The organism is Citrobacter sp. wls619, from assembly GCF_005281345.1.
Taxonomy (GTDB): Bacteria; Pseudomonadota; Gammaproteobacteria; order Enterobacterales; family Enterobacteriaceae; genus Citrobacter.
On the sequence record NZ_SZXJ01000035.1, the window covers coordinates 179,123 to 204,835 of the forward strand.

The 25,713-nt window shown below is 52.9% G+C and carries 23 protein-coding genes; 11 read left to right on the plus strand and 12 right to left on the minus strand.

What is annotated here, in order from left to right; all coding sequences use genetic code 11:
• Positions 1 to 37 precede the first annotated feature (37 nt).
• Genes FDX19_RS06415 through araD form a run of 4 tightly spaced genes read left to right on the plus strand, consistent with a single transcriptional unit; the run spans position 38 to position 3,744 of the window.
• The gene (locus FDX19_RS06415; RefSeq protein ID WP_137382066.1) at positions 38 to 1,540 is read left to right on the plus strand and encodes an FGGY-family carbohydrate kinase; all 1,503 of its coding nucleotides are present in this window, start codon (positions 38 to 40) and stop codon (positions 1,538 to 1,540) included.
• On the plus strand, positions 1,540 to 2,202 hold the full coding sequence (ulaD, locus tag FDX19_RS06420) for a 3-keto-L-gulonate-6-phosphate decarboxylase UlaD (protein ID WP_137382200.1): 663 nt from the start codon (positions 1,540 to 1,542) through the stop codon (positions 2,200 to 2,202). The genes FDX19_RS06415 and ulaD overlap by 1 nt, the downstream gene beginning before the upstream one ends.
• Positions 2,195 to 3,055 (plus strand): L-ribulose-5-phosphate 3-epimerase, encoded by an 861-nt coding sequence (locus FDX19_RS06425; RefSeq protein ID WP_137382067.1) that lies wholly within the window; start codon positions 2,195 to 2,197, stop codon positions 3,053 to 3,055. Before ulaD ends, FDX19_RS06425 begins: the two co-directional genes overlap by 8 nt.
• Positions 3,049 to 3,744, plus strand: a complete 696-nt coding sequence (gene araD / locus FDX19_RS06430; protein WP_137382068.1) for an L-ribulose-5-phosphate 4-epimerase — start codon at positions 3,049 to 3,051, stop codon at positions 3,742 to 3,744. The genes FDX19_RS06425 and araD overlap by 7 nt, the downstream gene beginning before the upstream one ends.
• Positions 3,745 to 3,748: 4 nt before the next feature.
• Here araD and FDX19_RS06435 read toward each other — a convergent pair whose 3' ends face one another.
• The gene (locus FDX19_RS06435; protein WP_043018704.1) at positions 3,749 to 4,564 is read right to left on the minus strand and encodes a helix-turn-helix domain-containing protein; all 816 of its coding nucleotides are present in this window, start codon (positions 4,562 to 4,564) and stop codon (positions 3,749 to 3,751) included.
• Between the two features lie 252 nt (positions 4,565 to 4,816).
• Between FDX19_RS06435 and FDX19_RS06440 the strand changes: the two genes are divergently transcribed.
• Positions 4,817 to 6,217 (plus strand): MFS transporter, encoded by a 1,401-nt coding sequence (locus tag FDX19_RS06440; protein ID WP_137382069.1) that lies wholly within the window; start codon positions 4,817 to 4,819, stop codon positions 6,215 to 6,217.
• A 10-nt stretch (positions 6,218 to 6,227) separates the two neighbouring features.
• The gene (locus FDX19_RS06445; RefSeq protein WP_137382070.1) at positions 6,228 to 8,183 is read left to right on the plus strand and encodes a glycoside hydrolase family 127 protein; all 1,956 of its coding nucleotides are present in this window, start codon (positions 6,228 to 6,230) and stop codon (positions 8,181 to 8,183) included.
• Positions 8,184 to 8,275: 92 nt separating this feature from the next.
• Here FDX19_RS06445 and FDX19_RS06450 read toward each other — a convergent pair whose 3' ends face one another.
• The gene (locus FDX19_RS06450; protein WP_137382071.1) at positions 8,276 to 9,016 is read right to left on the minus strand and encodes a MipA/OmpV family protein; all 741 of its coding nucleotides are present in this window, start codon (positions 9,014 to 9,016) and stop codon (positions 8,276 to 8,278) included.
• A gap of 121 nt (positions 9,017 to 9,137) precedes the next feature.
• Here FDX19_RS06450 and FDX19_RS06455 point away from each other — a divergent pair, with 121 nt between their 5' ends.
• Positions 9,138 to 10,088, plus strand: coding sequence for a LysR family transcriptional regulator (locus FDX19_RS06455; protein WP_137382072.1), 951 nt, complete (start codon positions 9,138 to 9,140; stop codon positions 10,086 to 10,088).
• Positions 10,089 to 10,104: 16 nt separating this feature from the next.
• Here FDX19_RS06455 and FDX19_RS06460 read toward each other — a convergent pair whose 3' ends face one another.
• The 9 genes from FDX19_RS06460 to FDX19_RS06500 all read right to left on the minus strand — a co-directional run bounded on the left by FDX19_RS06460 (position 10,105) and on the right by FDX19_RS06500 (position 20,291).
• Complete coding sequence (locus FDX19_RS06460; RefSeq protein WP_137382073.1) at positions 10,105 to 11,241, minus strand: HlyD family secretion protein; 1,137 nt, start codon at positions 11,239 to 11,241, stop codon at positions 10,105 to 10,107.
• A 5-nt stretch (positions 11,242 to 11,246) separates the two neighbouring features.
• Positions 11,247 to 11,570, minus strand: coding sequence for a DUF3302 domain-containing protein (locus FDX19_RS06465; protein ID WP_103769449.1), 324 nt, complete (start codon positions 11,568 to 11,570; stop codon positions 11,247 to 11,249).
• Between the two features lie 210 nt (positions 11,571 to 11,780).
• The gene (aldB, locus tag FDX19_RS06470; RefSeq protein ID WP_137382074.1) at positions 11,781 to 13,319 is read right to left on the minus strand and encodes an aldehyde dehydrogenase AldB; all 1,539 of its coding nucleotides are present in this window, start codon (positions 13,317 to 13,319) and stop codon (positions 11,781 to 11,783) included.
• A gap of 92 nt (positions 13,320 to 13,411) precedes the next feature.
• Positions 13,412 to 14,563, minus strand: coding sequence for an L-threonine dehydrogenase (gene yiaY, locus FDX19_RS06475; RefSeq protein WP_137382075.1), 1,152 nt, complete (start codon positions 14,561 to 14,563; stop codon positions 13,412 to 13,414).
• A 185-nt stretch (positions 14,564 to 14,748) separates the two neighbouring features.
• The gene (selB, locus tag FDX19_RS06480) at positions 14,749 to 16,596 is read right to left on the minus strand and encodes a selenocysteine-specific translation elongation factor (protein ID WP_137382076.1); all 1,848 of its coding nucleotides are present in this window, start codon (positions 16,594 to 16,596) and stop codon (positions 14,749 to 14,751) included.
• Positions 16,593 to 17,984: an L-seryl-tRNA(Sec) selenium transferase gene (gene selA / locus FDX19_RS06485; RefSeq protein ID WP_137382077.1), complete on the minus strand. Its 1,392-nt coding sequence runs from the start codon at positions 17,982 to 17,984 to the stop codon at positions 16,593 to 16,595. The genes selB and selA overlap by 4 nt, the downstream gene beginning before the upstream one ends.
• 98 nt (positions 17,985 to 18,082) lie before the next feature.
• On the minus strand, positions 18,083 to 18,691 hold the full coding sequence (locus FDX19_RS06490; RefSeq protein ID WP_137382078.1) for a glutathione S-transferase: 609 nt from the start codon (positions 18,689 to 18,691) through the stop codon (positions 18,083 to 18,085).
• Between the two features lie 98 nt (positions 18,692 to 18,789).
• On the minus strand, positions 18,790 to 19,926 hold the full coding sequence (locus tag FDX19_RS06495; RefSeq protein ID WP_137382079.1) for an HlyD family secretion protein: 1,137 nt from the start codon (positions 19,924 to 19,926) through the stop codon (positions 18,790 to 18,792).
• Positions 19,927 to 19,928: 2 nt separating this feature from the next.
• Positions 19,929 to 20,291, minus strand: a complete 363-nt coding sequence (locus FDX19_RS06500; protein WP_137382080.1) for a DUF3302 domain-containing protein — start codon at positions 20,289 to 20,291, stop codon at positions 19,929 to 19,931.
• Between the two features lie 529 nt (positions 20,292 to 20,820).
• Between FDX19_RS06500 and mtlA the strand changes: the two genes are divergently transcribed.
• The 3 genes from mtlA to mtlR all read left to right on the plus strand — a co-directional run bounded on the left by mtlA (position 20,821) and on the right by mtlR (position 24,608).
• Positions 20,821 to 22,734 carry a PTS mannitol transporter subunit IICBA gene (mtlA, locus tag FDX19_RS06510; protein WP_137382081.1) on the plus strand — a complete coding sequence of 638 codons (1,914 nt, stop codon included), beginning with the start codon at positions 20,821 to 20,823 and terminating at the stop codon, positions 22,732 to 22,734.
• 138 nt (positions 22,735 to 22,872) lie between these two features.
• Positions 22,873 to 24,021 carry a mannitol-1-phosphate 5-dehydrogenase gene (gene mtlD / locus FDX19_RS06515; protein WP_137382082.1) on the plus strand — a complete coding sequence of 383 codons (1,149 nt, stop codon included), beginning with the start codon at positions 22,873 to 22,875 and terminating at the stop codon, positions 24,019 to 24,021.
• A complete protein-coding gene (mtlR, locus tag FDX19_RS06520; RefSeq protein ID WP_137382083.1) occupies positions 24,018 to 24,608 on the plus strand; it encodes a mannitol operon repressor MtlR in 591 nt (196 codons plus the stop codon). Before mtlD ends, mtlR begins: the two co-directional genes overlap by 4 nt.
• A gap of 11 nt (positions 24,609 to 24,619) precedes the next feature.
• Here mtlR and FDX19_RS06525 read toward each other — a convergent pair whose 3' ends face one another.
• Positions 24,620 to 24,826: a hypothetical protein gene (locus FDX19_RS06525; RefSeq protein ID WP_137382084.1), complete on the minus strand. Its 207-nt coding sequence runs from the start codon at positions 24,824 to 24,826 to the stop codon at positions 24,620 to 24,622.
• 292 nt (positions 24,827 to 25,118) lie between these two features.
• Here FDX19_RS06525 and FDX19_RS06530 point away from each other — a divergent pair, with 292 nt between their 5' ends.
• The gene (locus tag FDX19_RS06530) at positions 25,119 to 25,481 is read left to right on the plus strand and encodes a YibL family ribosome-associated protein (RefSeq protein WP_137382085.1); all 363 of its coding nucleotides are present in this window, start codon (positions 25,119 to 25,121) and stop codon (positions 25,479 to 25,481) included.
• Positions 25,482 to 25,713: the final 232 nt, after the last annotated feature.

Here is a 25,713-nt window from a genome sequence, read left to right on the forward strand (position 1 = left end):
TAAGCGCAGCGCCATCTGGCAAAAATGAGATAACAAAATGAGTGAGAAAGCGACCTTCTGGCTGGGTATTGATTGCGGCGGTACATATCTGAAAGCAGGTTTGTATGATGCCAAAGGTCATGAGCAGGGAATTAACCGGCAATCGCTGCAGACAATATCGCCGTTACCCGGTTACGCCGAACGCGATATGCACCAACTGTGGCAACAGTGCGTCGCGACCATTGCCGGTCTGTTAAAACGCACTGGCGTCTGCGGCGATCAAATTAAAGGCGTCGGTATTTCCGCTCAGGGCAAAGGCCTGTTCCTTCTTGATAAGCAGGATAAACCGCTGGGCAATGCCATTCTCTCTTCCGATCGACGCGCAATGGACATCGTTCAGCGCTGGCAGCAGGATGGGATCCCTGAGCAGCTCTACCCGGTCACCCGCCAGACATTGTGGACCGGGCATCCGGCATCGCTCCTGCGTTGGGTAAAGGAGAACACCCCTCAGCGCTACGCGCAAATTGGCAGCGTCATGATGGGCCATGACTACCTGCGCTGGTGCTTAACCGGCGTCAAAGGCTGCGAAGAGAGCAATATCTCCGAGTCGAACCTCTACAACATGACCACGGGTCAGTACGACCCGCGACTGACCCAGTGGTTGGGCATCAGTGAAATCGACACTGCCCTGCCCCCCATCGTTGGCTCAGCAGAAATATGCGGGGAAATCACCGCTCAGACAGCCGCCATCACCGGTCTGGCGGCGGGTACGCCCGTCGTCGGCGGTCTGTTTGATGTGGTTTCCACCGCACTCTGTGCCGGTATTGAAGATGAACACACCCTCAACGCGGTAATGGGAACCTGGGCCGTCACCAGCGGGATCGCTCACGGCCTGCGTGACCACGAGGCCCATCCCTATGTTTATGGCCGCTACGTGAATGACGGGCAGTACATCGTTCACGAAGCCAGTCCGACCTCCTCCGGCAATCTGGAATGGTTTACCGCCCAATGGGGTGAACTCTCTTTTGATGAGATCAATCAGGCCGTCGCCAGCTTGCCGAAAGCCGGTAGCGCGCTGTTCTTTCTGCCCTTTTTGTACGGCAGCAACGCCGGGCTGGAGATGACCAGCGGCTTTTATGGCATGCAGGCTATACACACTCGCGCCCACTTATTACAGGCCATTTACGAAGGCGTGGTTTTCAGCCACATGACCCACCTCAACCACATGCGCGAACGTTTTACGCAGGCGCATACCCTGCGCGTCACCGGAGGTCCGGCGCACTCCGACATCTGGATGCAAATGCTGGCCGACGTCAGCGGCTTACGTATCGAGCTGCCGCAGATTGAAGAGACCGGCTGCTTTGGCGCAGCGCTTGCCGCCCGCGTAGGCACCGGCGTTTATCACAATTTCAGCGACGCCCAGCGCAGCTTACAGCACCCGGTACGCACGCTGCTGCCGGACGCCGCGGCGCATGCGAGCTACCAACGTAAATACCGCCAATACCAGAATTTAATTACCGCACTACAGGGCTATCACGCCCGCATTAAGGAGTACGAATGATGAGTCGACCATTACTGCAACTGGCGCTCGACCACACCAACCTGCAGGCGGCCCAGCGCGATGTCGCACTGCTACAAGAGAGTGTTGATATCGTTGAGGCGGGGACGATTCTCTGCTTAACCGAAGGCCTGGCTGCCGTGAAAGCGCTGCGGGCCCAGTGCCCAAATAAAATTATCGTCGCCGACTGGAAAGTGGCCGATGCGGGCGAAACCCTCGCACAGCAAGCGTTTGACGCTGGCGCTAACTGGATGACCATCATCTGCGCCGCGCCGCTGGCGACGGTAGAGAAAGGTCATGGCGTCGCGCAGTCCTGCGGCGGTGAAATTCAGATGGAACTGTTCGGCAACTGGACGCTGGATGATGCCCGTGACTGGTATCGCGTTGGGGTTCGTCAGGCGATTTACCATCGCGGGCGCGATGCCCAGGCCAGCGGGCAACAGTGGGGAGAAGCGGATCTGACGCGAATGACGGCGCTTTCCGATATTGGTCTGGAACTGTCGATTACCGGCGGGATTACGCCCGCCGACCTGCCGCTGTTTCGCGATATCAACGTCAAAGCCTTTATCGCCGGACGCGCGCTGGCTGGGGCGAAAAACCCAACGCAGGTTGCCGCTGAATTCCATGCGCAAATCGATGCCATCTGGGGAGCACAGTATGCGTAATCATCCGTTAGGTATCTATGAAAAAGCGCTGGCGAAAGACCTCTCCTGGCCGGAGCGTCTGGTGCTGGCGAAAAGCTGCGGTTTTGATTTCGTCGAAATGTCAGTGGATGAAACCGATGAACGCCTGTCGCGTCTCGACTGGAGTCCCGCTCAGCGCGCATCGCTGGTGAGCGCGATGCTGGAAACCGGTGTGGCAATCCCCTCAATGTGCCTGTCCGCCCACCGCCGTTTTCCGTTTGGCAGCCGCGATGAATCTGCACGCGTCCGGGCGCGCGACATCATGACCAAAGCCATTCGTCTGGCGCGCGATCTCGGTATTCGCACCATTCAGCTGGCAGGTTACGACGTCTATTACGAGGAACATGACGAAGGTACGCAGCAGCGCTTTGCCGAAGGGTTGGCATGGGCAGTCGAGCAAGCCGCCGCCGCGCAGGTCATGCTGGCGGTAGAAATCATGGATACCGCATTTATGAACTCGATCAGCAAGTGGAAAAAGTGGGATGAAATGCTGTCATCGCCGTGGTTCACCGTCTATCCGGACGTAGGCAACCTCAGCGCCTGGGGTAATGACGTCACTGCCGAATTGACGCTGGGCATTGACCGAATCGCCGCTATCCACCTGAAAGACACGCTGCCAGTAACCGAAACCCATCCGGGCCAGTTTCGCGATGTGCCCTTTGGCGAAGGGTGTGTGGACTTTGTTGGTATCTTCAAAACGCTGCATGAGCTGAACTATCGCGGGTCGTTTCTGATTGAAATGTGGACTGAAAAAGCGAAAGAGCCGGTACTGGAAATTATCCAGGCACGGCGCTGGATAGAAGCACGTATGCAGGAAGGAGGATTTCCATGTTAGAACAACTGAAGGCCGAGGTGCTGGCAGCCAATCTGGCGCTTCCGGCTCATGGTTTAGTTACCTTTACCTGGGGTAACGTCAGCGCGGTAGATGAAACGCGTAAATTGATGGTGATTAAGCCATCCGGCGTAGAATATGACGTGATGACCGCCGACGATATGGTGGTGGTGGATATCGCCAGCGGCGACGTGGTTGAAGGCAGTAAAAAACCCTCATCTGACACGCCAACCCATCTGGCGCTATACCGCCGCTACCCTGAGATCGGTGGGATCGTCCATACCCACTCACGCCACGCAACAATCTGGTCGCAGGCGGGTCTTGATCTCCCAGCATGGGGCACCACGCATGCCGATTATTTCTATGGCTCTATTCCATGTACCCGTCTGATGACCGTTGAGGAGATCAACGGTGAATATGAATATCAAACCGGTGAGGTGATCATTCAAACCTTTGAGCAACGCTCTCTTAATCCGCTGCAGGTTCCGGCGGTATTAGTACATTCGCACGGTCCGTTCGCCTGGGGTAAAGATGCCGCAGACGCCGTACATAACGCCGTGGTGCTCGAAGAGTGCGCCTACATGGGGCTGTTCTCGCGCCAGTTAGCCCCGCAGTTGCCGGATATGCAGCCTGAGTTGCTGGATAAACATTATCTGCGCAAACATGGCGTGAATGCGTATTACGGGCAGTAACGGGTCAGGCGCTATTAATATGCTCTTTGCAATAGCGCCGTTTCCACGCCGCGGGCGTCAGGCTGGTATGCTTGCGAAAGATTTTGCGAAAATAACCCACCTCATTAAATCCACATTTCATCGCCACTTCGGTAAGCGATAGCGAATCACTGATCAACAGTTTTTCTGCCGCCCTCACCCGCTGGCGATGCAACGCTTCGGTGAGTGTCAGCCGGAAAGCGCTACGGAATACACGCCCCAGATAGTCCGCATTGCAATGCAGCTCTTTCGCCAGCGTTGAGGCACTAATCGGCAGGTGGAATTGAGTGTGAATTATCTGCTGCGCTTTCCACGCCAGCGCATTACCTGGACTGTCTGGTGGTTGCTCGCTGGCAGCCGCGGATATTTGCTGCAAAATCAGCAGCAGGATCAGTTCCAGCGCTATGCTGCGATGAATATTTTCCTGCTCGCGTAAGAACTGACGAAACAACGAGATAATATATTGTGGCTCGCTCACCCGGGTATGTTGAGGGATAGCAAGTAACGGTTCAGTTATTGATGCGTCGCTTTCTGCCGTCACCTCAAAATGCAGCCAGTAAAATTTCAAATCAGCCGGAAATTGCCCAACGCCAATATGCGAGCGCTGCGGCCACAGCAGCAAACTTTCTCCGGCATTCACGCAAAAAACGGTCTGGCCTTCGCGAATCGTTAATGTCCCTTTTTCGACAAAGATAATTTCCCAGGATTGCAATCGTCGCGCAGGATGACTGCCCACACCCCGGGAAATAAATAATCCGCCATTTTGTACTTTAATCGGAAGAGACATGGATAATTCGAGCATATATATTCAAATTCCCGCTTTAAGCATTCTTTAAATCGGTCTTTATTATTGATTATTCACGATAAACCCAGGTTTCACCGGATCGAAATCACATTTTCTAAATGAAGTCGGAATTGTTATCTTTTTATACTTTTCTCTTCCCTTGTTGCTCCAAACATTTCGTGCAGAATAAATAACGTACTTTGCAAATTACCCACAAATAACCCGCAGTGTAGCGGGAATTTTTCTGAACATTCTCTCCGGGAGTTATTTATGACTTCGGCTCCGATTACAACAAGCGATTTAGCGCAACGTGCGCAAGACGAAAAACTCTCTCTGCGTGAAAAAATAGGCTATGGGTTAGGCGATGCGGGTGGAACGGTCATTACCTGTCTGATCATGAACTTCCTGACATTTTTCTACACCGACGTGTTCGGTTTAACGCCCGCACTGGTTGGTACATTGTTTATTGCCCTGCGCGTATTTGACGCCATTTCCGACCCGATAATGGGCGTGCTGGCCGACCGTACCCAAAGCCGCTGGGGGCGCTTTCGTCCGTGGCAACTGTGGGTCGCAGTTCCCATTGGCATCATTGGCGTGCTGACCTTTACCGTCCCGGACACCAGCATGAGCGTAAAAATCGCCTGGGCGTTCGGCACCTATCTGCTGCTTTCCGTCGGCTACACCGCCATCAACGTACCGTACTGTGCGCTGATCAACACCATGACAACCCGTCACAGTGAGGTCATCGGCTGCCAGTCCTGGCGCTTTGTGCTGTGCGGTGTGGCAGGATTCCTTGTCTCCGTCGGTCTGCCGTGGATGGTCGACGCTCTCGGTCAGGGCAATGCCGCGCAGGGTTATCAGTTCGGCGTAGGCATACTGTGCGCTATCGCGGTGGTGATGTTCCTGTGCTGTTTCTTCTGGGTGCGCGAGCGTGTGCCGCTGGCGATGATGGGGAAATTTACCCTGCGTGAGCATATCGGCGGGCTGCGCAAAAATGACCAGCTGTTGCTGATGCTGGTGATGTCATTCCTGCTGATCAACGTTTTAAATATTCGCGGCGGCGGGTACATGTACTTCATTACCTACGTGCTGGAAGGCAGCACCGCTTACACGTCACTGTTTTTCACCATGGTCACCTTCGCGTCCATCATTGGCTCGGTGATTGTCAGTCCGCTAACCCGTCGCATCGATACCGTCAAACTCTATTACTACACCAACCTGGTACTGGCAGCCCTGGCAGTGATGATGTGGTTCCTGCCAACCGGCCCGGCTTATCAGACATTGTGGCTGGCGGTGATCCTCGGTAACGGCATTATTCTGGGCTTCACGCTGCCGTTGCACTTCTCGCTGATGGCCTTTGCCGACGATTACGGCGAGTGGAAAACCGGTGTGCGTTCATCCGGCATGAACTTCGCCTTCAACCTGTTTTTCATCAAGCTGGCCTGGGCTTCCAGCGCGGGAATCATCAGCCTGTTGTTTATTTTTGTCGCCTATCAGCCAGGCGCTGGCAACCAAACTGCCAGTTCATTGCAAGGTATTACTGCCATGGAGACGCTGCTGCCTGCACTGTTCCACCTGCTGCTGGCACTCTCTATTCGCATCTGCAAACTCAATAACCCGATGATGTCGCGCATTGCCACCGATCTGCGTCAGCGTCATGTACAGCCTTAAGGAGCACGAAATGAACGTACTGGAAGTCGACCTGCATAAGCTCACGGTCAGCGATCCGTTCCTCGGACAATATCAGCAGCTGGTGCGTGATGTGGTGATCCCCTACCAGTGGGATGCACTCAATGACCGCATTGCCGAAGCCGATCCCAGCCATGCGATAGAAAACTTCCGTATTGCGGCCGGGCAACAAGAGGGCGAATTTTACGGCATGGTTTTCCAGGATAGCGACGTCGCGAAATGGCTGGAGGCCGTCGCCTGGTCCCTGTGCCAAAAACCCGATGCGGAGCTCGAGAAAACCGCTGATGAGGTCATTGAACTGGTGGCTGCGGCACAGTGTGAAGATGGCTATCTCAATACTTACTTTACGGTAAAAGCCCCGGATGAACGCTGGACCAACCTCGCCGAATGCCATGAACTGTACTGCGCCGGTCATTTAATTGAAGCGGGCGTCGCCTTCTTCCAGGCCACGGGAAAACGTCGCCTGTTAGACGTCGTTTGCCGCCTGGCAGATCATATCGACAGCGTGTTTGGGCCAGGTGAAAACCAGCTTCACGGCTACCCGGGACATCCGGAAATTGAACTGGCGCTCATGCGATTGTACGACGTGACCCAGCAACCACGCTATATGACGTTGGTAAACTACTTTGTTGAGCAGCGCGGCACACAGCCTCATTTCTACGACGAAGAGTACGAAAAACGCGGAAAAACCTCTTACTGGCACACCTACGGCCCGGCGTGGATGGTGAAGGATAAACCCTACAGCCAGGCTCATCAGCCCATTTCAGAACAGCAAACGGCTATCGGTCACGCGGTGCGCTTTGTTTATCTGATGACCGGCGTTGCCCATCTGGCGCGTTTAAGCCAGGACGAGGGCAAGCGTCAGGATTGTCTGCGTCTGTGGAACAATATGGCCCAGCGCCAGCTGTATATTACCGGCGGAATCGGCTCTCAGAGCAGCGGTGAAGCGTTTAGCAGCGATTACGATCTGCCTAACGACTCCGTGTATGCGGAAAGCTGCGCCTCAATCGGACTGATGATGTTCGCCCGCCGGATGCTGGAAATGGAGGCCGACAGCCAGTATGCCGATGTGATGGAGCGCGCATTGTACAACACCGTACTCGGTGGCATGGCGCTGGACGGCAAGCACTTCTTCTACGTCAACCCGCTGGAAGTGCATCCTAAATCGTTAAAATTCAATCATATTTATGATCACGTTAAACCCGTTCGTCAGCGCTGGTTTGGCTGCGCCTGTTGTCCACCGAATATTGCCCGCGTCTTAACTTCAATTGGTCATTACCTCTACACACCACGTCAGGACGCGCTGTATATCAATATGTACGTGGGCAATAGCATGGAGGTTCCCGTTGAGAACGGGACGCTCAAACTGCACATCAGCGGCGATTATCCATGGCATGAGCAGGTAAAAATCACCATCGACTCAGCCGAGCCGGTGTATCACACTCTGGCGTTACGCCTGCCAGACTGGTGTTCCGCGCCACAGGTCACGCTGAATGGCCTGCCGGTTGAACAGGATATTCACAAAGGGTATCTGCACATCAGTCGCACCTGGCAGGATGGCGATACGCTCAGTCTGACCTTGCCAATGCCGGTGCGTCGGGTGTACGGGAACCCACTTGTTCGTCATGTTGCGGGCAAAGTGGCCGTTCAACGTGGACCGCTGGTGTATTGCCTGGAGCAGGCCGACAACGGCGAAGAGTTGCATAACCTGTGGCTACCGAAAGAGAGTGAATTCAGGGTATTTGAGGGTAAGGGATTGTTCAGTCATAAAATGCTGATTCAAGCTGAAGGCGTGAAACACAGCACGAACGATGCGACGCAACAGCCCTTGTGGCACTACGATGTCTCACCTGCTTCCCGTCAGGCGCATACGCTGACGTTCATTCCGTGGTTTAGCTGGGCAAACCGTGGTGAAGGCGAAATGCGTATCTGGGTAAACGAACAGTAGCTGAAAGCGTGCCGGATGCCGATGCTTCGCGTCTTATCCGGCCTGCCACAGCGAAAAAATTGCCCTCCTCCCTGAGGACAAACGGGTGAGAATCAGAAGCGCCAGCTCACCCCTGACAGGAAAGTGAAGCTGTCGTCGCGATCGACCATTGGGCTATTCTTAATATCATCCGGTAGCACGCTATAGTTGGCGCTGGCGAGCAGCGTCAGGTTGCTGGTCAACGCGTATTTAGCGGACAGGCCAACATACGGTGTCCAGCTGTCCCCTGGGGAGTAGCTTGATAACCCGCTGCGGCGGGATTCATTGCCGGAGATGCCGTAATAATATTCGTTAAAGTTTTCGTCATAGTAGAGCACGCCAATCGCAGGCGTCAGCGTCAGCTTGCCCATTGGCATTTGACGGAACAGCGACAACTCCCCGACCCAACCATTGCTGTTGTCCAGAACATCTGCCGCCGCGGAGACTTTCACGCTGCCCCATTTCTCATGGTGATACCACGCGGCGCCCGCCATGGCGGTCGCATCGCGCTTATCCAGCTTTTTCATCGCATGATCGTCGTTATCACCTGGATCAAACTCAAGCGGCATGTATGAGGCAGTAAGGCTAAATTCATTACTTTCGTTTTTTGAAAGAATATAACCTAACGTTGTTTGCCTAAAATAAAATGATTCACTTTCATAACTGACAAGCGGTACTGCGTGAACATTATCATTATATCCACGATAAGGAGATTCATTATATACAGCGCCACCGCCAATAGAAAATTCTGCGGCTGTCGCACTTGCCATAAAAGAAAAGGCAAATAGCGCCACAATATTGCGTTTAATTAACATGCCAACATTCCATTTTAAAATAAGCTACAAAGCGCGTGCATAATAATGCTTACAATTTCATCGGTGCAACATCCATATTTATATAGTAATATATAAAAAATTATATATATCGGGCTTGGCGATGAATAAATTACAACTCAAACACCGGGAACTGAAGATTATTTCGGTCATTGCTGCCAGTGAAAACATCAGCCACGCTGCCACAGTTCTCGGCATTGCACAGGCCAACGTCAGCAAATATCTGGCTGATTTTGAATCAAAAGTAGGGCTAAAGGTGTTTGACCGCACCACCCGGCAGCTGACCCTCACGCCGTTTGGTACTGCGCTGCTCCCTTACATCAATGACATGCTAGACCGAAACGATCAGTTGAATAATTTCATTGCTGATTATAAGCACGAAAAACGCGGCCGGGTAACGGTATATGCCCCAACGGGGATTATCGCGTACTTATCACAACATGTTATTGCTAAAATCCATGATATTGGTGGCATTAGTCTTTCGCTAAAAACATGTAATCTGGAACGGAAAGCATTTTATGAAGGCGTCGAATTTCCTGATGATTGTGATGTTTTAATTACCTATGCGCATCCCAAAGACGAATCATTGGTCGCCAGTTTTATTACTAAATATGCAGTAACGGCCTTTGCCAGCCCGGAATATATTAGCACTCATCCGATAAGTGGCCCTGAAGATCTTGAACAGCACTCTTGTATTCTGATTGATTCCATGATGATCGACGATGCCAATATTTGGCGATTTACCTCCACCGGTGGCAAAGAGATGCACGACTACCGCGTGACGGGAAATTACGTCTGCGACAACACACAGTCTGCACTGGCGCTGGCTCGAAACCATCTGGGCATTGTTTTTGCACCGAATACGAGCGTGCAAAAGGATGTTCAGGCCGGGCTGCTGGTCCCATGTTTTTCTGAACAACATGAATGGTGGCTGGATTTGGTGGCGATTTTCCGCAAGCGTGAATACCAGCCCTGGCGGGTGCAGTATATTCTCGACGCAATGTTAACCGAAATACGTCTGCAGCTTACTCAGGCGCTACGACAGCCTGAGTAGGCAAAATAGCCGGCTTCTAGTGGTCGAGATACAGGTAGTGCACCCAGCTGGTCATCCTCAGCAAGACCTTGCGCATGACCGACACATGTTCGAAGTGGTCAGAGTAAACGGCGACCTGGGCGTAAATCCCATCAGGTAACGCGCTCACATCCGCATTTTCATTCAATTCGATTGTGGCAATCACCCCTTCTGAACCAGGCGTAGAATTCAACGATTGCAGCGCCCCATTCGACTGATACGTCCCTCCCGGAACGGCCGGACTGATAGCGGCCAGTTTTCCGCTAAACACTTTACCCGGCAGTGCATTAAACACCACTTCGGCTTCATCGCCGGGTTCCAGTCGCAGCAGCGAATTTTGGCGGAACTGGGCGATAATTTGCCGTTTTTGATCCGGAATAAACACCATTACCGGGCGCATCGGCAGCGCAGCGGCATAGGTTCCGGGGCGCATCAGCACCTGCGTAACGTAACCATCGCTGGGCGCACGAACCACGGTCTGATCCAGGTTAAACTCCGCTTCGGCCAACTGTGCTTTCAGGCTGGCAATTTGCGAATGCTCACCCTGCACCAGGCTGTCTAACTGACTCTGGATTTGCTGTTGTTCGGCAACGGAGGATTTTACCGCGGCTTCCTGCGCCAGATAGTTTTGTCGCGCCGCATCAATATCACGTTCAGAGAAAGGATTCACCTTCGCCTGACTCCCCTGCGCATAGCGTTGGTAATCTTTCGCCAGCTTGTCACGTGTGGCTTTTGCCCGCTGCGTGTTGGCTTGCATTTCATCCAACTGCGCAGCAAGAGCCTGCTCTTTATGCTGGGCCGTGACAATGTCGGCTTTCAGGCGGTCAACCCGCGCCTGATAACGTCCCGGATTCAGTTTAAACAGAACTTCGCCTTTTTTGATCAGCGTGTTCTTCTTATCCGTGACTTCCGTTACCACTCCCGTCACTTGCGGCACGACGGGAATAGAAATTACCGCCTTTTGTGCTTTAAATGTATACGGGTGGTTATAATTCATCAGTAATATAAGACCGCACACAATAAATATACCGCCCAATGCGGCGGTGGGTACTGTCCATTTATTTACAGGGATTTTAAAAATTTTAAATATTGACCATGCGCACGCGACATAGGTCAGAACAATCAGTAAATCCATCGATATTACTCCGCCGGAGAGGTCTTCGCCTCACCCAGTTTCTTTTCCAGATCGGCAACCCTTGCCTGAAGCTGGATCAGGGAAGAATCCGCGCTCTGCATGCCCCACCCGCGTTCCGGACGATAAAGCGTTGCCCAGATCCATAAAAAGGGCCAAATAACATGTAAGGTAAACAAACTAACCCAGCCCGCGACGTGTATTGCGTCAGCATGTGGATGGTTACGTTTCTTTGCAATTAGATAGGGAATATCATGCAGAATAATAATCCCATAAAAAATGACCAGGAATACAAAAATAAGCACTCCTAATGCAAAATAATCAAGGAACATATTTGCCTCAGGGATTTAAATTAAAAATTCGGCTGCTGTTTGATTTAAACAATAGCGTTGATAATAGTAGTGGAATGACCAGATTGGATGCAATGGTGTTATTTATATAACGATATATGGGTTTCTATATATACCCGTCGTCTTTCGAGCGGCAGGACATAACTTGATGCCCGGTACGCTAAACGCGCCCGGGCAGTAAGTGACGGGATATTAGAACAGTCCTAGCGGTTTATCCGAGTAGCTCACCAACAGGCATTTGGTTTGCTGATAATGCTCGAGCATCATTTTGTGTGTCTCGCGCCCGATGCCCGACTGCTTATAGCCGCCGAACGCGGCGTGGGCCGGGTAAGCGTGGTAACAGTTGGTCCAGACACGGCCTGCCTGAATACCGCGGCCCATCTTGTATGCCAGATTACCGTTGCGACTCCAGACACCGGCGCCAAGCCCATATTGCGTGTCATTGGCGATTTCCAGCGCCTCATCCATGGTTTTAAAGGTGGTGACCGCCAGTACCGGGCCAAAGATCTCCTCCTGGAAAACACGCATGTTGTTCTTACCGAACAGAATGGTCGGTTCGAGGTAGTAGCCTTCTTTTAGCTCCCCCTCCAGCTGCTTACGCCGCCCACCGGTCAGCACATCCGCCCCTTCTTTCTTACCAATATCGATGTAATTCAGAATGGTTTCCAGTTGACCATGGGAAACCTGCGCCCCCATTTGTGTGATGCTGTCCAGCGGGTTGCCGCTGCGGATACTCTCTACGCGACGAATCGCTCTTTCCATAAAACGTTCGTAAATGGATTCCTGAACCAGGGCACGGCTTGGACAGGTACACACTTCGCCCTGGTTAAATGCAAATAACGCGAAGCCTTCCAGCGCTTTGTCAAAGAACGCATCTTCTTCATCCATCACGTCTGCAAAGAAGATATTGGGAGATTTCCCACCCAGCTCCAGCGTGACAGGGATAATATTCTGCGTGGCGTACTGCATGATCTGCTGCCCGACTTCCGTTGAGCCGGTAAACGCCACTTTCGCAATGCGTTTAGATGTCGCCAGATATTCACCGATTTCTCCACCCGCGCCGTTTACCACGTTCACTACGCCTGGTGGGAGAAGATCGCCGATGACTTCCATCAACAGCAGTACGGACAGCGGCGTCAGACGCGCAGGTTTAAGCACCACGCAGTTCCCCGCCGCCAGCGCGGGCGCCATCTTCCAGCTCGCCATCAGCAGCGGGAAGTTCCACGGGATAATTTGCCCTACCACACCAAGAGGTTCATGGAAGTGATACGCCACGGTCTCGCTATCAACCTCACTGATTCCCCCTTCCTGCGCACGAATACAGGAAGCGAAATAGCGGAAATGGTCAATCGCCAGCGGCACGTCAGCGGCGCTGGTTTCGCGAATAGGTTTGCCGTTATCCCAGGTTTCTGCCGTAGCCAACAGCTCCAGGTTTTGCTCCATACGGTCGGCAATTTTGAACAGAATCGCCGCCCGGTCCTGCACCGAGGTATGCGCCCATTGATCTTTTACTTTATGCGCAGCATCCAGTGCCAGGTCGATATCCTTTTTGCCGGAAGAGGCCACTTCGCACAGTAATTGCCCGGTGACTGGCGTCAGGTTCTGGTAATACTCACCGTCCACCGGTGCGACCCAGTCGCCGCCGATAAAGTTATCGTATCGGGCCTTTAACTTCAGAGGGTAACCATACTCGCCGGGATAAATACGCGTTGAAGGGGGATTATTGGTCATGACCGTCTCCTTGCTGTAGGGGTATTACAAAGGTAGACGGGACTGGCGAATTATTCGCCAGCCTTTTACTGCTTTACGACAGATATCACGAATTACATGGCCGCGCGGTAGATCGCCATGATTTCCTCATGGGTCGCCTGGATCGGGTTAGTAAAACCACAGGCATCTTTCAGGGCGTTGGTCGCCAGAACAGCAAAGTCTTCTTCCTTAACGTTCAGCTCACGCAAACCTGCCGGAATATTCACTTTCTGCGCCAGTTCACGGATTGCCGCGATACAGGCTTCGGCGCCTTGCGCTTCGTTCAATTCAGCCACGTCGACGCCCATTGCCGCAGCGCAATCGCGCAGACGAGCCGCGGCCACCTTGCTATTGAACACCTGAACGTGCGGCAGCAGTACCGCGTTGCAGACACCGTGTGGCAGGTCGTAGAAACCACCCAACTGATGCGCCATCGCGTGAACGTAACCAAGAGAAGCGTTGTTGAATGCCATACCCGCGAGGAACTGCGCATAAGCCATCGCTTCACGCGCCTGAGCATTGGCGCCATCTTCCACGGCGATCGTCAGGTTCTCGGCAATCATCGTCACGGCTTTAAGCGCGCATGCATCGGTGATCGGCGTTGCCGCAATGGAGACATACGCTTCAATCGCGTGAGTCAGCGCATCCATACCGGTTGCCGCAGTCAGGGACTTCGGCATACCGACCATCAGCGAAGAATCATTGACGGACAGTAGCGGCGTAACGTGCTTATCCACAATCGCCATTTTGATATGGCGTACTTCGTCGGTAATGATGCAAAAACGGGTCATTTCAGATGCCGTTCCCGCCGTCGTGTTAATGGCGATCATCGGCAACTGCGGTTTTGCAGAACGGTCAACGCCTTCGTAATCACTAATATCGCCGCCGTTAGCCGCCACCAGCGCAATCCCCTTCGCACAATCGTGTGGGGAACCGCCGCCGAGGGAAATGACGCTATCACAGGCATTTTCTTTCAGCATTTGCAGACCTGCGGCAACGTTGCTGGTTGTCGGATTAGGATGCGTACCATCATAAATTACGCTGAAAATATCACGTTCCTGCAGCGCTTTTTGAATTTCACTCGCCATACCTAATTTCGCCAGCATGGCATCCGTGACAATTAACGTACGACGAAATCCATATTCCGCCATTGTATTCATTGCATCTTTTAATGAACCAGCGCCAATTACATTCACGGAAGGAATAAAAAATGTTGAAGCAGCCATTGTACGATCCTTAATTACTCAAAAGAGGCAGGAAGCATACGAGTGATAATCCCAACAAAATATGATCGTGATTGTTATTTTAATAACATCAGAGATTAAAAAGCACATTAGGTTCATAATCTAATGTGCTTATTTAAATCAATATTTATTTTGTATTAATTCATTCTATTCCTGAATTAATTGTTTCATTCCTTTTCAGGAAACAGTAATGCATCGCGTAATAAATGATCATTTCCCCGACGACGAGTAAAGCCGATACGGTCAAAATATTCCAGAATCTGGATAGCCAGTTTACGTCCGACATTGAGCCTGTCGCGGAAATCGGCCGCGCAGGTCGACCCTCTCTCCTGATCCAGTTCGCGGATCAGATTCGCAAAGGCCACAATCCGATCGTTACGGTAATAACGATCTTTGACGATCGCCGTAATAATGCCCTGCTGCGCCGCCTGCCGTAGCGCCAGACGCATCGCCTGCTCGTCCGTAGCCGTGGTTTTCGCCAGATCGCGCACCCACCACGGCTCATCACCAAAAAGCGGTTCTACTTTTTGCCAGATAGCCTGCTGCTCATCGCTGAAACCGGCCTTATGATCCGGCAAATGCAGCCAGCCATGATGGCTATGAATCGCGCCGCTATCGCGCATCTTTTCAATCAGCAGCAGGACCAGCGCTTCATCTTCCATTGGCAGGGCCATACGACGCAGGCGTTCACGTCCAGGTCCTGGCTCATCACGATGTTGCTCATGGTAGGTCGCCAGCGTATCCAGAATCTTACGTTGCCAGCGTGCAGCAACGGGCGCATTCAACAGACTATACCCGGCGCGAATAAATCCATGTTGCTCAATCAACGGACGCATGCCGTCGCCATTAAGCTGGCGTGCCCACGCGAAATCGGGAATGTTCACCGCGCCGCGCGTCAGGTGCAATGCCAGCGCTTCGCCGTCATTCTGCGTACTTTCCAGCGCCGACAGCCACTGTAAATACTCCGGCTTACGCTTCCCACGACGCGGCGGATTCAGCGTCACGACACGTGCGCCTGCCAGCGTCGTACGGGCAGAAATATCACGCAGCACCAGCCTGTCGTTATCGGCCAGCCACAGCGGTGTATCAAACACCAGTTCCGCCAGCGTCCCTTCGAGCAGTGAGATGCGTCCGGTCACATGGCTGGCTGCGTGGTGGATATGCAGCGGCTGCCACTGCATCAGCGGAGCCGAGTGTTCTAAAGAGACAATGACGCGTGAGAAGGCCTCCGGCGGCGCATCAGCCAGCAGCCAGTCACCACGGTTAATCTCTTCTTTTTGCGCATCACCGGCAATGTTCAGCGCAATTCGCTGTCCGGCGTGAGCGTATTCGGTCGGCTGATTTTGCGCATGCAGGCTACGTACGCGCATCGGTGTGTTAACTCCGGTCAGCCACAACGCATCCCCGACGTTCACCTCTCCGCTGAGCGCTGTCCCCGTTACGACCAGACCTGCGCCTTTTACCGTGAAAGCGCGGTCAATTGCCAGGCGGAAGGTGTGATCGCGAGCCAGCTCACGCGGCGTCAACTGCAGCAAGTGGTCACGCAGCGCTTCGATACCACGGCCTTCACTGGCGGCAGTCACGAACAGTATCGCATCGGCAAAACCATAGTTACCCAGCGCGGTTTGCACCTCGGCACGTACTTCGTCAATGCGTGCTTCATCGACGCGATCGGCTTTTGTGAGCGCCACGGTAAGCCGTGGATTGCCCGTCAGTTGCAGGATTTGCAAGTGTTCACGCGTTTGCGCCATCACACCATCATCACAGGCCACCACCAGCAGCGCGTGGTCGATACCACCGATACCCGCCAGCATGTTGGACAGAAACTTTTCGTGGCCAGGGACATCGATAAATCCCAGTACCCGCCCATCCGGCTGCGGCCAGTAGGCATAGCCGAGGTCGATAGTCATGCCGCGCTTTTTTTCTTCCGGCAGTCGGTCGGCATTCACGCCGGTAATCGCCTGTAATAACGTTGTTTTTCCGTGGTCAACGTGTCCGGCGGTTGCAATAATCATTTCAGCATCATCTCCATAAACCGGGTCTCGTCTTCAAGGCAGCGCAGATCCAGCCACAAGCGACCATCATAAATTCGCCCAATGACCGGCACGGGCAGCTGACGCCAGCGGGCGGCCAGCGCTTCGAGGCGGCTTCCACGCCCGTCATGCGGGGTAAAGGTTAGTGCCGCGCTCGGCAGCCTATCTACCGGTAATGAGCCGCTGCCAATCTGCGACAGGCAAGGCATGACATTCAACGCAAACTCGGCACCATAATGTTCTGCCAGTTGTGCCTGTAATCGTAGCGCCTGCTCGTGGATCGCCTCTTTCGTGCGGGTGAGCTGGCGTAGCGTTGGCAATTTCTCCGCCAGCGCTTCTGGGTGCAGATAGAGCCGCAGCGTTGCTTCCAGCGCTGCCAGCGTCATTTTATCAGCCCGTAACGCTCGTTTCAGTGGGTGCCGTTGTAAGCGGGCGATCATCTCTTTTTTGCCCACAATAATGCCAGCCTGCGGCCCGCCCAACAGCTTGTCACCCGAGAAACTCACCAGGCTCACACCTGCGGCAATGAGCTGCTGCGGCATCGGTTCCTGCGGCAAACCATACTGACTGAGATCGACCAACGAGCCGCTACCCAGATCCGCCACGACCGGCACATCCAGCTCCTGACCAATGGCGGCCAGCTCAGCTTCATCCACCGCTTTCGTAAAGCCTTCAATGCTGTAATTGCTGGTATGCACCTTCATCAGCAGGCCCGTATTTTCATTAACCGCCTGACGATAATCACTGGCATGGGTACGGTTGGTGGTGCCAACCTCGCGCAAGATACATCCAGCCTGAGACATCACATCGGGAATACGAAACGCGCCGCCAATTTCTACCAGCTCGCCGCGTGATACCACCACCTCTTTGCCCGCCGCGGTGGCCGCCAGCATCAACAGAACCGCAGCGGCATTATTATTGACGATGCAGGCATCTTCCGCGCCGGTCAGGCGGCAGAGTAAATCCGCCAGCGCCCGGTCGCGATGTCCACGCCCGGCATCATCCAGGCTGTATTCCAGCGTCACCGGCGTACGCATCGCCTGCACCACCGCCTCGATCGCTTCTTCAGCCTGCGACGCGCGACCAAGGTTGGTGTGCAGCACGGTCCCCGTCAGATTAATCACCGGGCGCAGCGCGCTTTGCGACTCTCGTTCCAGCCGGGCGCTGGCTTCTTGCGCCCAGTCTTCCCCCCATGCAGGAAGCGCCTGCGTGTCGCGAATCGCCTCTCTGGCTTCATCGAGCATATGACGCAGCAGGTCCACCACGCGGGTATGACCGTGGGACTCACGTAAAATCTGGAAGGCGCTATCGCGCAGTAAACGATCGATAGCAGGAAGCTGGCTGTAGAGTGAACGCATGTCGGTTGTCATGAAAGGGCCTGGCTGTTGGTGGCCCTCTCCACCGTGGAGAGGGATATCGATATGCAGAGGATTGTACCGTGACTTTACTCAGGCGGACATAATACGCATCAAGCCTTTGGCGGTTCCGTGCGGGCGAAGCTTTCTCGTTGAAAGAGTGTTTCCACCAGTTTGACCAGACGTGGACGGTCAACACACCAGCCAGGTGCAACCCGACGAAAATTGAGATAGCCCACGGCACAGGCAATCGCAATCGTTGCCAGATTAACCATATCCGTTTTCAGCGTACCGTCCGCCAGATAACCTTCCAGCACATCCAGGCTACGGGTAATTTTCTCACGCTGGCGTAGCAATTCAGTTTCTGACTGCTGCGCAGCAGGGCGCGCCTGCTCACGTACCGACACCAACCCCGCATCCATAATACCGTCCGCCAGTGCTTCCAGTTGCCGTACTTTCAGCGCTGCCAGCGGCTCACGCGGGAGCATAGCGGGTGCAATATCCAACAGCTCTATATATTCAGCAATGATCGGGGAATCAAACCAGTACTCTCCCTCATCGGTGACCAGCGCGGGCACTTTGCCTAACGGGTTATACCGCGCCACGCCGTTCTCCGCGTTATAGGGGAGTTCATTAACGAATTCGAAGGTGATGCCCTTTTCCAGCAACAGAATAGAAATTTTACGCACAAAAGGGCTGGTATAGCTGCCAATGAGTTTCATGCCGGGTCCTTTTTGCCAACAAAAAAGCGATGTCCTACGAATATCTGGACACCGCTTAGTATGGCTCAGGCCACGACAAATGGCAGGTGATGCTGGTCTCAATGATCTAAATAAAGATAATGCATCCAACTGGTCATACGCAGCAGCACTTTACGCATCACCGAAACGTGGGCGAAATGGTCGGAATAGACCGCCACCTGCGCGTAGATCCCATCAGGTAAAGCATCCACATCAGCATTCGGTTCCAGTTCAATCGTTGCCAGTACACCATCCGTTCCCGGAACAACGGTTAAGGACTGCAACGCTCCCTGCGCCTGATAAGACCCTCCCGGCACAACCGGCAGGATGCTGGTCAGCTTACCGGTGAATACCTGACCCGGCAGCGCATTAAACACCACCTCCGCTTCATCACCCGGCTCCAGACGGAGCAGAGAGTTCTGGCGGAACTGCGCCACAATTTGCCGTTTCTGTTCAGGTATAAATACCATTACGGGTCGCAGCGGAAGAGCGGCAGCATAGGTCCCCGGTCGGATGAGTAACTGCGTCACGTAACCGTTGCTGGGCGCCCGTACCACGGTCTGATCCAGATTGTATTTCGCCTCTGTCAGTTGCGCGCGCAGGCTAACAACCTGTGATTGCTCACCGTTGACCATGCTGTCTAACTGGCTTTGAATTTGTGATTGTTCAGCGACCGACGCTTTGACCAGCGCATCCTGTGCCAGGTAGTTCTGGCGTGCATTATCGATATCGCTTTCAGAGAATGGATTGACTCGCGCCTGGCTGCCTTTCAGGTAGCGCTGATAATCTTTGTACAGGCGGTCACGTTCGGCTGAAACACGCGTGGTATTGGCCTGCGCCTCAGACAATTGCGCTTTTAAGGTCTCAATATTATGCGTTGCCGTCACCAGATCGGCCTGTAGCCTGTCGACTCGCGCCTGATAACGCACCGGATCGAGCTTAAAAAGCACTTCGCCTTTTTTAATCAGCTGGTTATTTTTATCGGTTACCTCACTCACAATACCCGTGACCTGCGGGGTAATAGGAATTGAAATAACGGCTTTTTGCGCGGTAAACGTATAAGGGTGGTTATAGTTCATTAATAAGATGAGTCCCGCCACAATAAACACCCCGCCTAATGCGGCAGTCGCCAGTGTCCATTGGTTTACCGGAATACGGAATATCTTGAAGATGGCCCAGGCAAACGCCACGTAGGTCAGAACAATCAACAAATCCATGATTAAATCTCCGGGAAAGTGGAGTCATCAGTTTTTTTCTCCCCAGCCAGCCTTTTTTCTAACTGGGTAATGCGCGCGGCCAGCGCGGCAATTTCAGGGTCTTGTTCCCTTCCGGTCGGCGTGACATGCGACTGCATCCCCCAGCCCTTTTCAGGCTGGTAGAGTGTGGCCCAGATCCACAGAAACGGCCAGATAACATGCAGCGTAAACAGGCTTACCCACCCAGCGGTATGAATGGCTTCCGCATGCGGGTGGTTACGCTTTTTAGCCATGTTGTAGGGGATGTCATGGATGGCAATGATTCCGTAAAACAGAACCAGAAAAACGAAGATCAGCACGCCTAATGCGAAATAATTTAGAAACATACCTGCCTCGAATTCACGCTAATTAGAGTTTTTTTGTGCCGGCAGCCGTATGCATCCTGGCTGATATTTTGAACATAACTGGAGATCGGGATTTTCGCCATACCACAAAATAAATATTTTTTCTGGTGAGAAATTGCTCTCTTGTGCGAAAAAAATGCCAGAGTAGAAGCTGCTGAAGATCACATCCAGGGAATCCCCAATGAAAATACTTTGCGATCTACTTCACAAAAATCCAACAAACAGTGAATTGCAAAACGTGAACTAATTCACATTTCATCGCCATTTTTAGCAAATTCCTGGCTGTCGATGTTTTTTTGTACCGGTATTTTGTGATGAAAATCACATTAACTAACGCCGCACACCCTATATTTACGTGATGCAAGTCACATAAAAGGCCATCGACTGGACAGTTGAACGATTCAGTGCCAGATTTCGCAGTATCTACAGGGTCCGGCTACCTCCTGCCGCTACATTAACAAACCTCGGGCTTTCAGCCTGCGCGATAGCAAACATAAGAAGGGGTGTTTTTATGTCATCCGATATTAAGATCAAGGTGCAAAGCTTTGGTCGATTCCTCAGCAACATGGTGATGCCAAATATCGGCGCGTTTATCGCGTGGGGTATTATCACCGCATTATTCATTCCGACAGGGTGGTTGCCGAACGAAACGCTGGCGAAGCTGGTCGGCCCGATGATCACCTATCTGCTGCCGCTGCTGATCGGTTATACCGGTGGTAAGCTGGTAGGCGGCGAACGCGGCGGCGTCGTGGGTGCGATTACCACCATGGGCGTGATCGTCGGTGCTGATATGCCGATGTTCCTTGGTGCGATGATTGCAGGCCCGCTGGGCGGTTGGGCAATCAAACATTTCGACGGCTGGGTAGACGGTAAGATCAAATCCGGTTTTGAGATGCTGGTGAATAACTTCTCCGCTGGCATCATCGGTATGATCCTCGCCATTCTGGCCTTCCTCGGCATTGGCCCATTGGTTGAAGCCCTGTCCAAAATTCTGGCGGCCGGCGTTAACTTCATGGTTGTCCATGACATGCTGCCGCTGGCGTCTATCTTCGTTGAACCGGCGAAAATCCTGTTCCTCAACAACGCCATCAACCACGGTATTTTCTCACCGCTGGGCATTCAGCAGTCCCATGAGATGGGTAAATCCATCTTCTTCCTGATTGAAGCAAACCCAGGCCCGGGTATGGGTGTTCTGCTGGCGTACATGTTCTTCGGTCGCGGTAGCGCTAAACAGTCTGCGGGCGGCGCGGCTATCATCCACTTCCTGGGGGGTATTCACGAAATTTACTTCCCATACGTGCTGATGAACCCACGTCTGATCCTGGCCGTTATCCTCGGCGGTATGACTGGCGTATTTACCCTGACTATCCTGAACGGTGGTCTGGTGTCTCCGGCTTCTCCGGGTTCTATCCTGGCCGTGCTGGCAATGACGCCGAAAGGGGCTTACTTCGCTAACATCGCGGCAATCTGTGCGGCAATGGCGGTCTCTTTTGTGGTCTCGGCGATTCTGCTGAAAACCAGCAAAGTGAAAGAAGAAGATGATATTGATGCGGCAACCCGTCGTATGCAGGACATGAAAGCAGAATCTAAAGGCGCTTCTCCGCTGTCTGCTGGCGATGTCACCAACGACCTGAGCCACGTGCGTAAAATCATCGTCGCCTGTGATGCTGGTATGGGTTCCAGTGCCATGGGTGCAGGCGTACTGCGTAAGAAAGTACAGGATGCTGGTCTGTCGCAGATCTCCGTTACCAACAGCGCAATTAACAATCTGCCGCCGGATGTGGATCTGGTCATTACTCACCGTGATCTGACCGAACGTGCGATGCGCCAGGTTCCACAGGCTCAGCACATTTCGCTGACCAACTTCCTCGACAGCGGCCTTTACACCAGCCTGACTGAGCGTCTGGTCGCGGCGCAACGCCACAACGTCAACGAAGAAAAAGTACGCGATCACCTGAAAGACAGCTTTGATGAAGGTGATAACAACCTGTTCAAACTGGGTGCGGAGAATATCTTCCTTGGCCGTAAAGCCACCAACAAAGAAGAAGCCATTCTGTTTGCCGGTGAGCAACTGGTGAAAGGCGGCTACGTTGAGCCGGAATACGTCCAGGCAATGCTGGACCGCGAAAAACTGACCTCTACCTACCTGGGTGAGTCCATTGCGGTACCGCACGGCACCATCGAAGCGAAAGATCGCGTGCTGAAAACCGGCATCGTGTTCTGCCAGTACCCGGAAGGTGTGCGCTTCGGTGAAGAAGAAGATGATATTGCCCGCCTGGTCATTGGTATCGCTGCGCGTAACAATGAGCATATCCAGGTGATCACCAGCCTGACCAACGCTCTGGATGATGAATCTGTCATCGAACGCCTGGCGCATACCACCAGCGTGGATGAAGTCCTGGCGCTGCTGGCAGGTCATAAGTAAGCGTTATTGCCCGGTGGCGCTCACGCTTACCGGGCCTACAAAATCCTCTCCCACCGGGAGAGGGTTAGGTTGAGGGGAAATCTATGCAGTCCCTCACCCCAGCCCTCTTGGGTAAAAACATTAATGAAGGTTAATACTATGAAAGCATTACATTTTGGCGCAGGTAATATCGGTCGTGGCTTTATCGGCAAATTGCTGGCGGACGCGGGGATACAGCTGACGTTCGCGGATGTAAACCAGGTCGTGCTCGATGCCCTGAATGCCCGTCATAGCTATCAGGTTCATGTTGTCGGTGAAAATGAGCAGGTTGATACCGTTTCCGGCGTTAACGCCGTCAGCAGCATCGGCGATGATGTCGTCGACCTGATTGCCCACGTTGATTTAATCACCACGGCTGTGGGGCCGGTTGTACTTGAGCGTATCGCACCGGCCATCGCCAAAGGGCTGGTCAAACGCAAAGCTCAGGGCATCACCACTCCGCTGAATATCATCGCCTGTGAAAACATGGTGCGCGGAACCACACAGTTGAAAGGCCACGTGATGAACGCGCTGGCAGATGAAGACAAAGCCTGGGTTGAAGAACATGTTGGCTTTGTCGATTCCGCCGTGGATCGCATCGTGCCACCATCGGCTTCTGCGACCCACGATCCACTGGAAGTCACCGTCGAAACCTTCAGTGAGTGGATTGTCGACAAAACGCAGTTCAAAGGCGTGCTGCCGAACATCCCAGGAATGGAATTAACTGATAACCTGATGGCATTTGTCGAACGTAAACTCTTCACGCTGAACACCGGGCATGCTATAACCGCGTACCTCGGAAAATTGACCGGTCATCAGACCATCCGTGACGCGATTCTCGACGAGAAAATCCGCGCAGTGGTAAAAGGTGCAATGGAAGAGAGCGGCGCGGTACTGATCAAACGCTATGGCTTTGATGCAGCAAAACATGCGGCATACATTCAGAAAATCCTCGGTCGTTTTGAAAACCCGTACCTGAAAGATGACGTTGAGCGCGTGGGTCGTCAGCCGCTGCGTAAACTGAGCGCAGGCGACCGTCTGATTAAACCGCTGCTGGGCACGCTGGAATATGGTCTGCCGCACGTTAATCTGGTGCAGGGTATTGCTGCAGCGATGCATTACCGCAGTGCAGAAGACCCGCAGGCGCAGGAACTGGCTGCACTGATTGACGAAAAAGGCCCACAGGCCGCGCTGGCGCAAGTGTCCGGACTGGATGCCAACAGTGATGTGGTGGCGGAGGCGGTTAACGCATATAACGCAACCAAATGATACAGAATACGGCGCAGGCCATCCTGCGCCGACATGACAGATTGTCAGATATGCAGGCAATAATGGAACAAACACAGGCCTTTGAAAATCGTGTGCTTGAGCGTCTGAATGCTGGCAAAACCGTACGCAGCTTCCTCATCACCGCCGTAGAATTACTCACCGAGGCGGTGAATATCCTGGTGCTTCAGGTATTTCGCAAAGATGACTATGCGGTGAAATATGCCGTAGAACCGTTACTCGACGGCGATGGCCCGCTGGGCGATCTTTCAGTGCGTCTGAAGCTCATCTACGGCCTGGGCGTACTCAGTCGTCCGGAGTATGAAGATGCGGAACTGTTGATGGCACTGCGTGAAGAGTTAAATCACGACGGCAATGAATATGCGTTCACCGATGACGAAATTCTTGGGCCATTTGGTGAGCTGCACTGCGTGACGGCGCTCCCGCCCCCCCCACAGTTTGATACCTCAGACTCGGGTCTGCACGCCATGCAAATCCAGCGCTACCAGCAAATGGTACGCTCCACGATGGTGCTTTCCCTGACCGAGCTGATTTCTAAAATCAGCTTAAAAAAAGCCTTTCAAAAATAAAGCGGTGCGCTTTACTTCTCTTCCTGCTGTGGCCGGTACAGCTGTCGATAGTACGCCAGGCGTTGCAGATACAGCTCGGCATTCTCTTGCGGCACTTCAGAAGGGACAACGTTGCGCGGCGGCGTTTTATTCAAATACTCGCGGAAAGCCTGGCTTGAAGCCATAAAATCGATAGTTTTATCAATAAGAATAGAAACGTTCTCACCTATTTTCGCCATGATGACCAATCCTCCATGTATTCTCCGCGTACGGCCTACGCGGTCGATGATTTAAGTTTAGGATCGGTTGGGCAATTACATTGAGGAAAACGTGCTTCACTATGAACCTGCAAATAAAAAGCACCATCGCCGATCTTATCGCTTAAAATTCCATATTAATCAAAATACTAGCATTATCATTAGCGGAGTAATACTTGCGGTATTTGATTATTTATCTTCGATTAGTTGTGAATAATCCCGCTCTGCGCGCATACTATAGAATATTCATCCTATTTTTATCAGAAGCTATCCTATGAAAGAAGTCGAAAAAAACGAAATTAAACGTCTCAGCGATCGTCTGGACGCTATCCGCCACCAGCAGGCTGACCTCTCGCTGGTTGAAGCCGCCGACAAATATGCCGAGCTGGAGCAAGAGAAAGAAACGCTGGAAACCGAGATTGCGCGTCTGCGTGAAGTCCATGGCCAGAAGCTGAGCAAAGAAGCGCAAAAGCTGACGAAACTTCCGTTCCGCCGCGCCATCACCAAAAAAGAACAAGCAGACATGGGTAAGCTGAAGAAAAGCGTGCGCGGTCTGATTGTTGTCCACCCGATGACCGAACTGGGCCGTGAAATGGGCCTGAAAGAGATGACGGGCTTTTCAAAGACTGAGTTTTGATTACCCTCCGGGCAACGTCCGTTTGCCCGGCCTCCTGCTTCCCCGTCAATTGGCCCTACCAATTATCACCAGATCCGAATACCCCCTCACATTTCGTTAAAATTAGCCTACAATACCGTTGCCAATAAATAACATCTGGTTAACCATTCGTTGTCATTATCCCTACACAACAATATTGGCAGGGCCACTTTTACACATAATGTGACGAAGAGATGAGCAAAGACTCATTCCA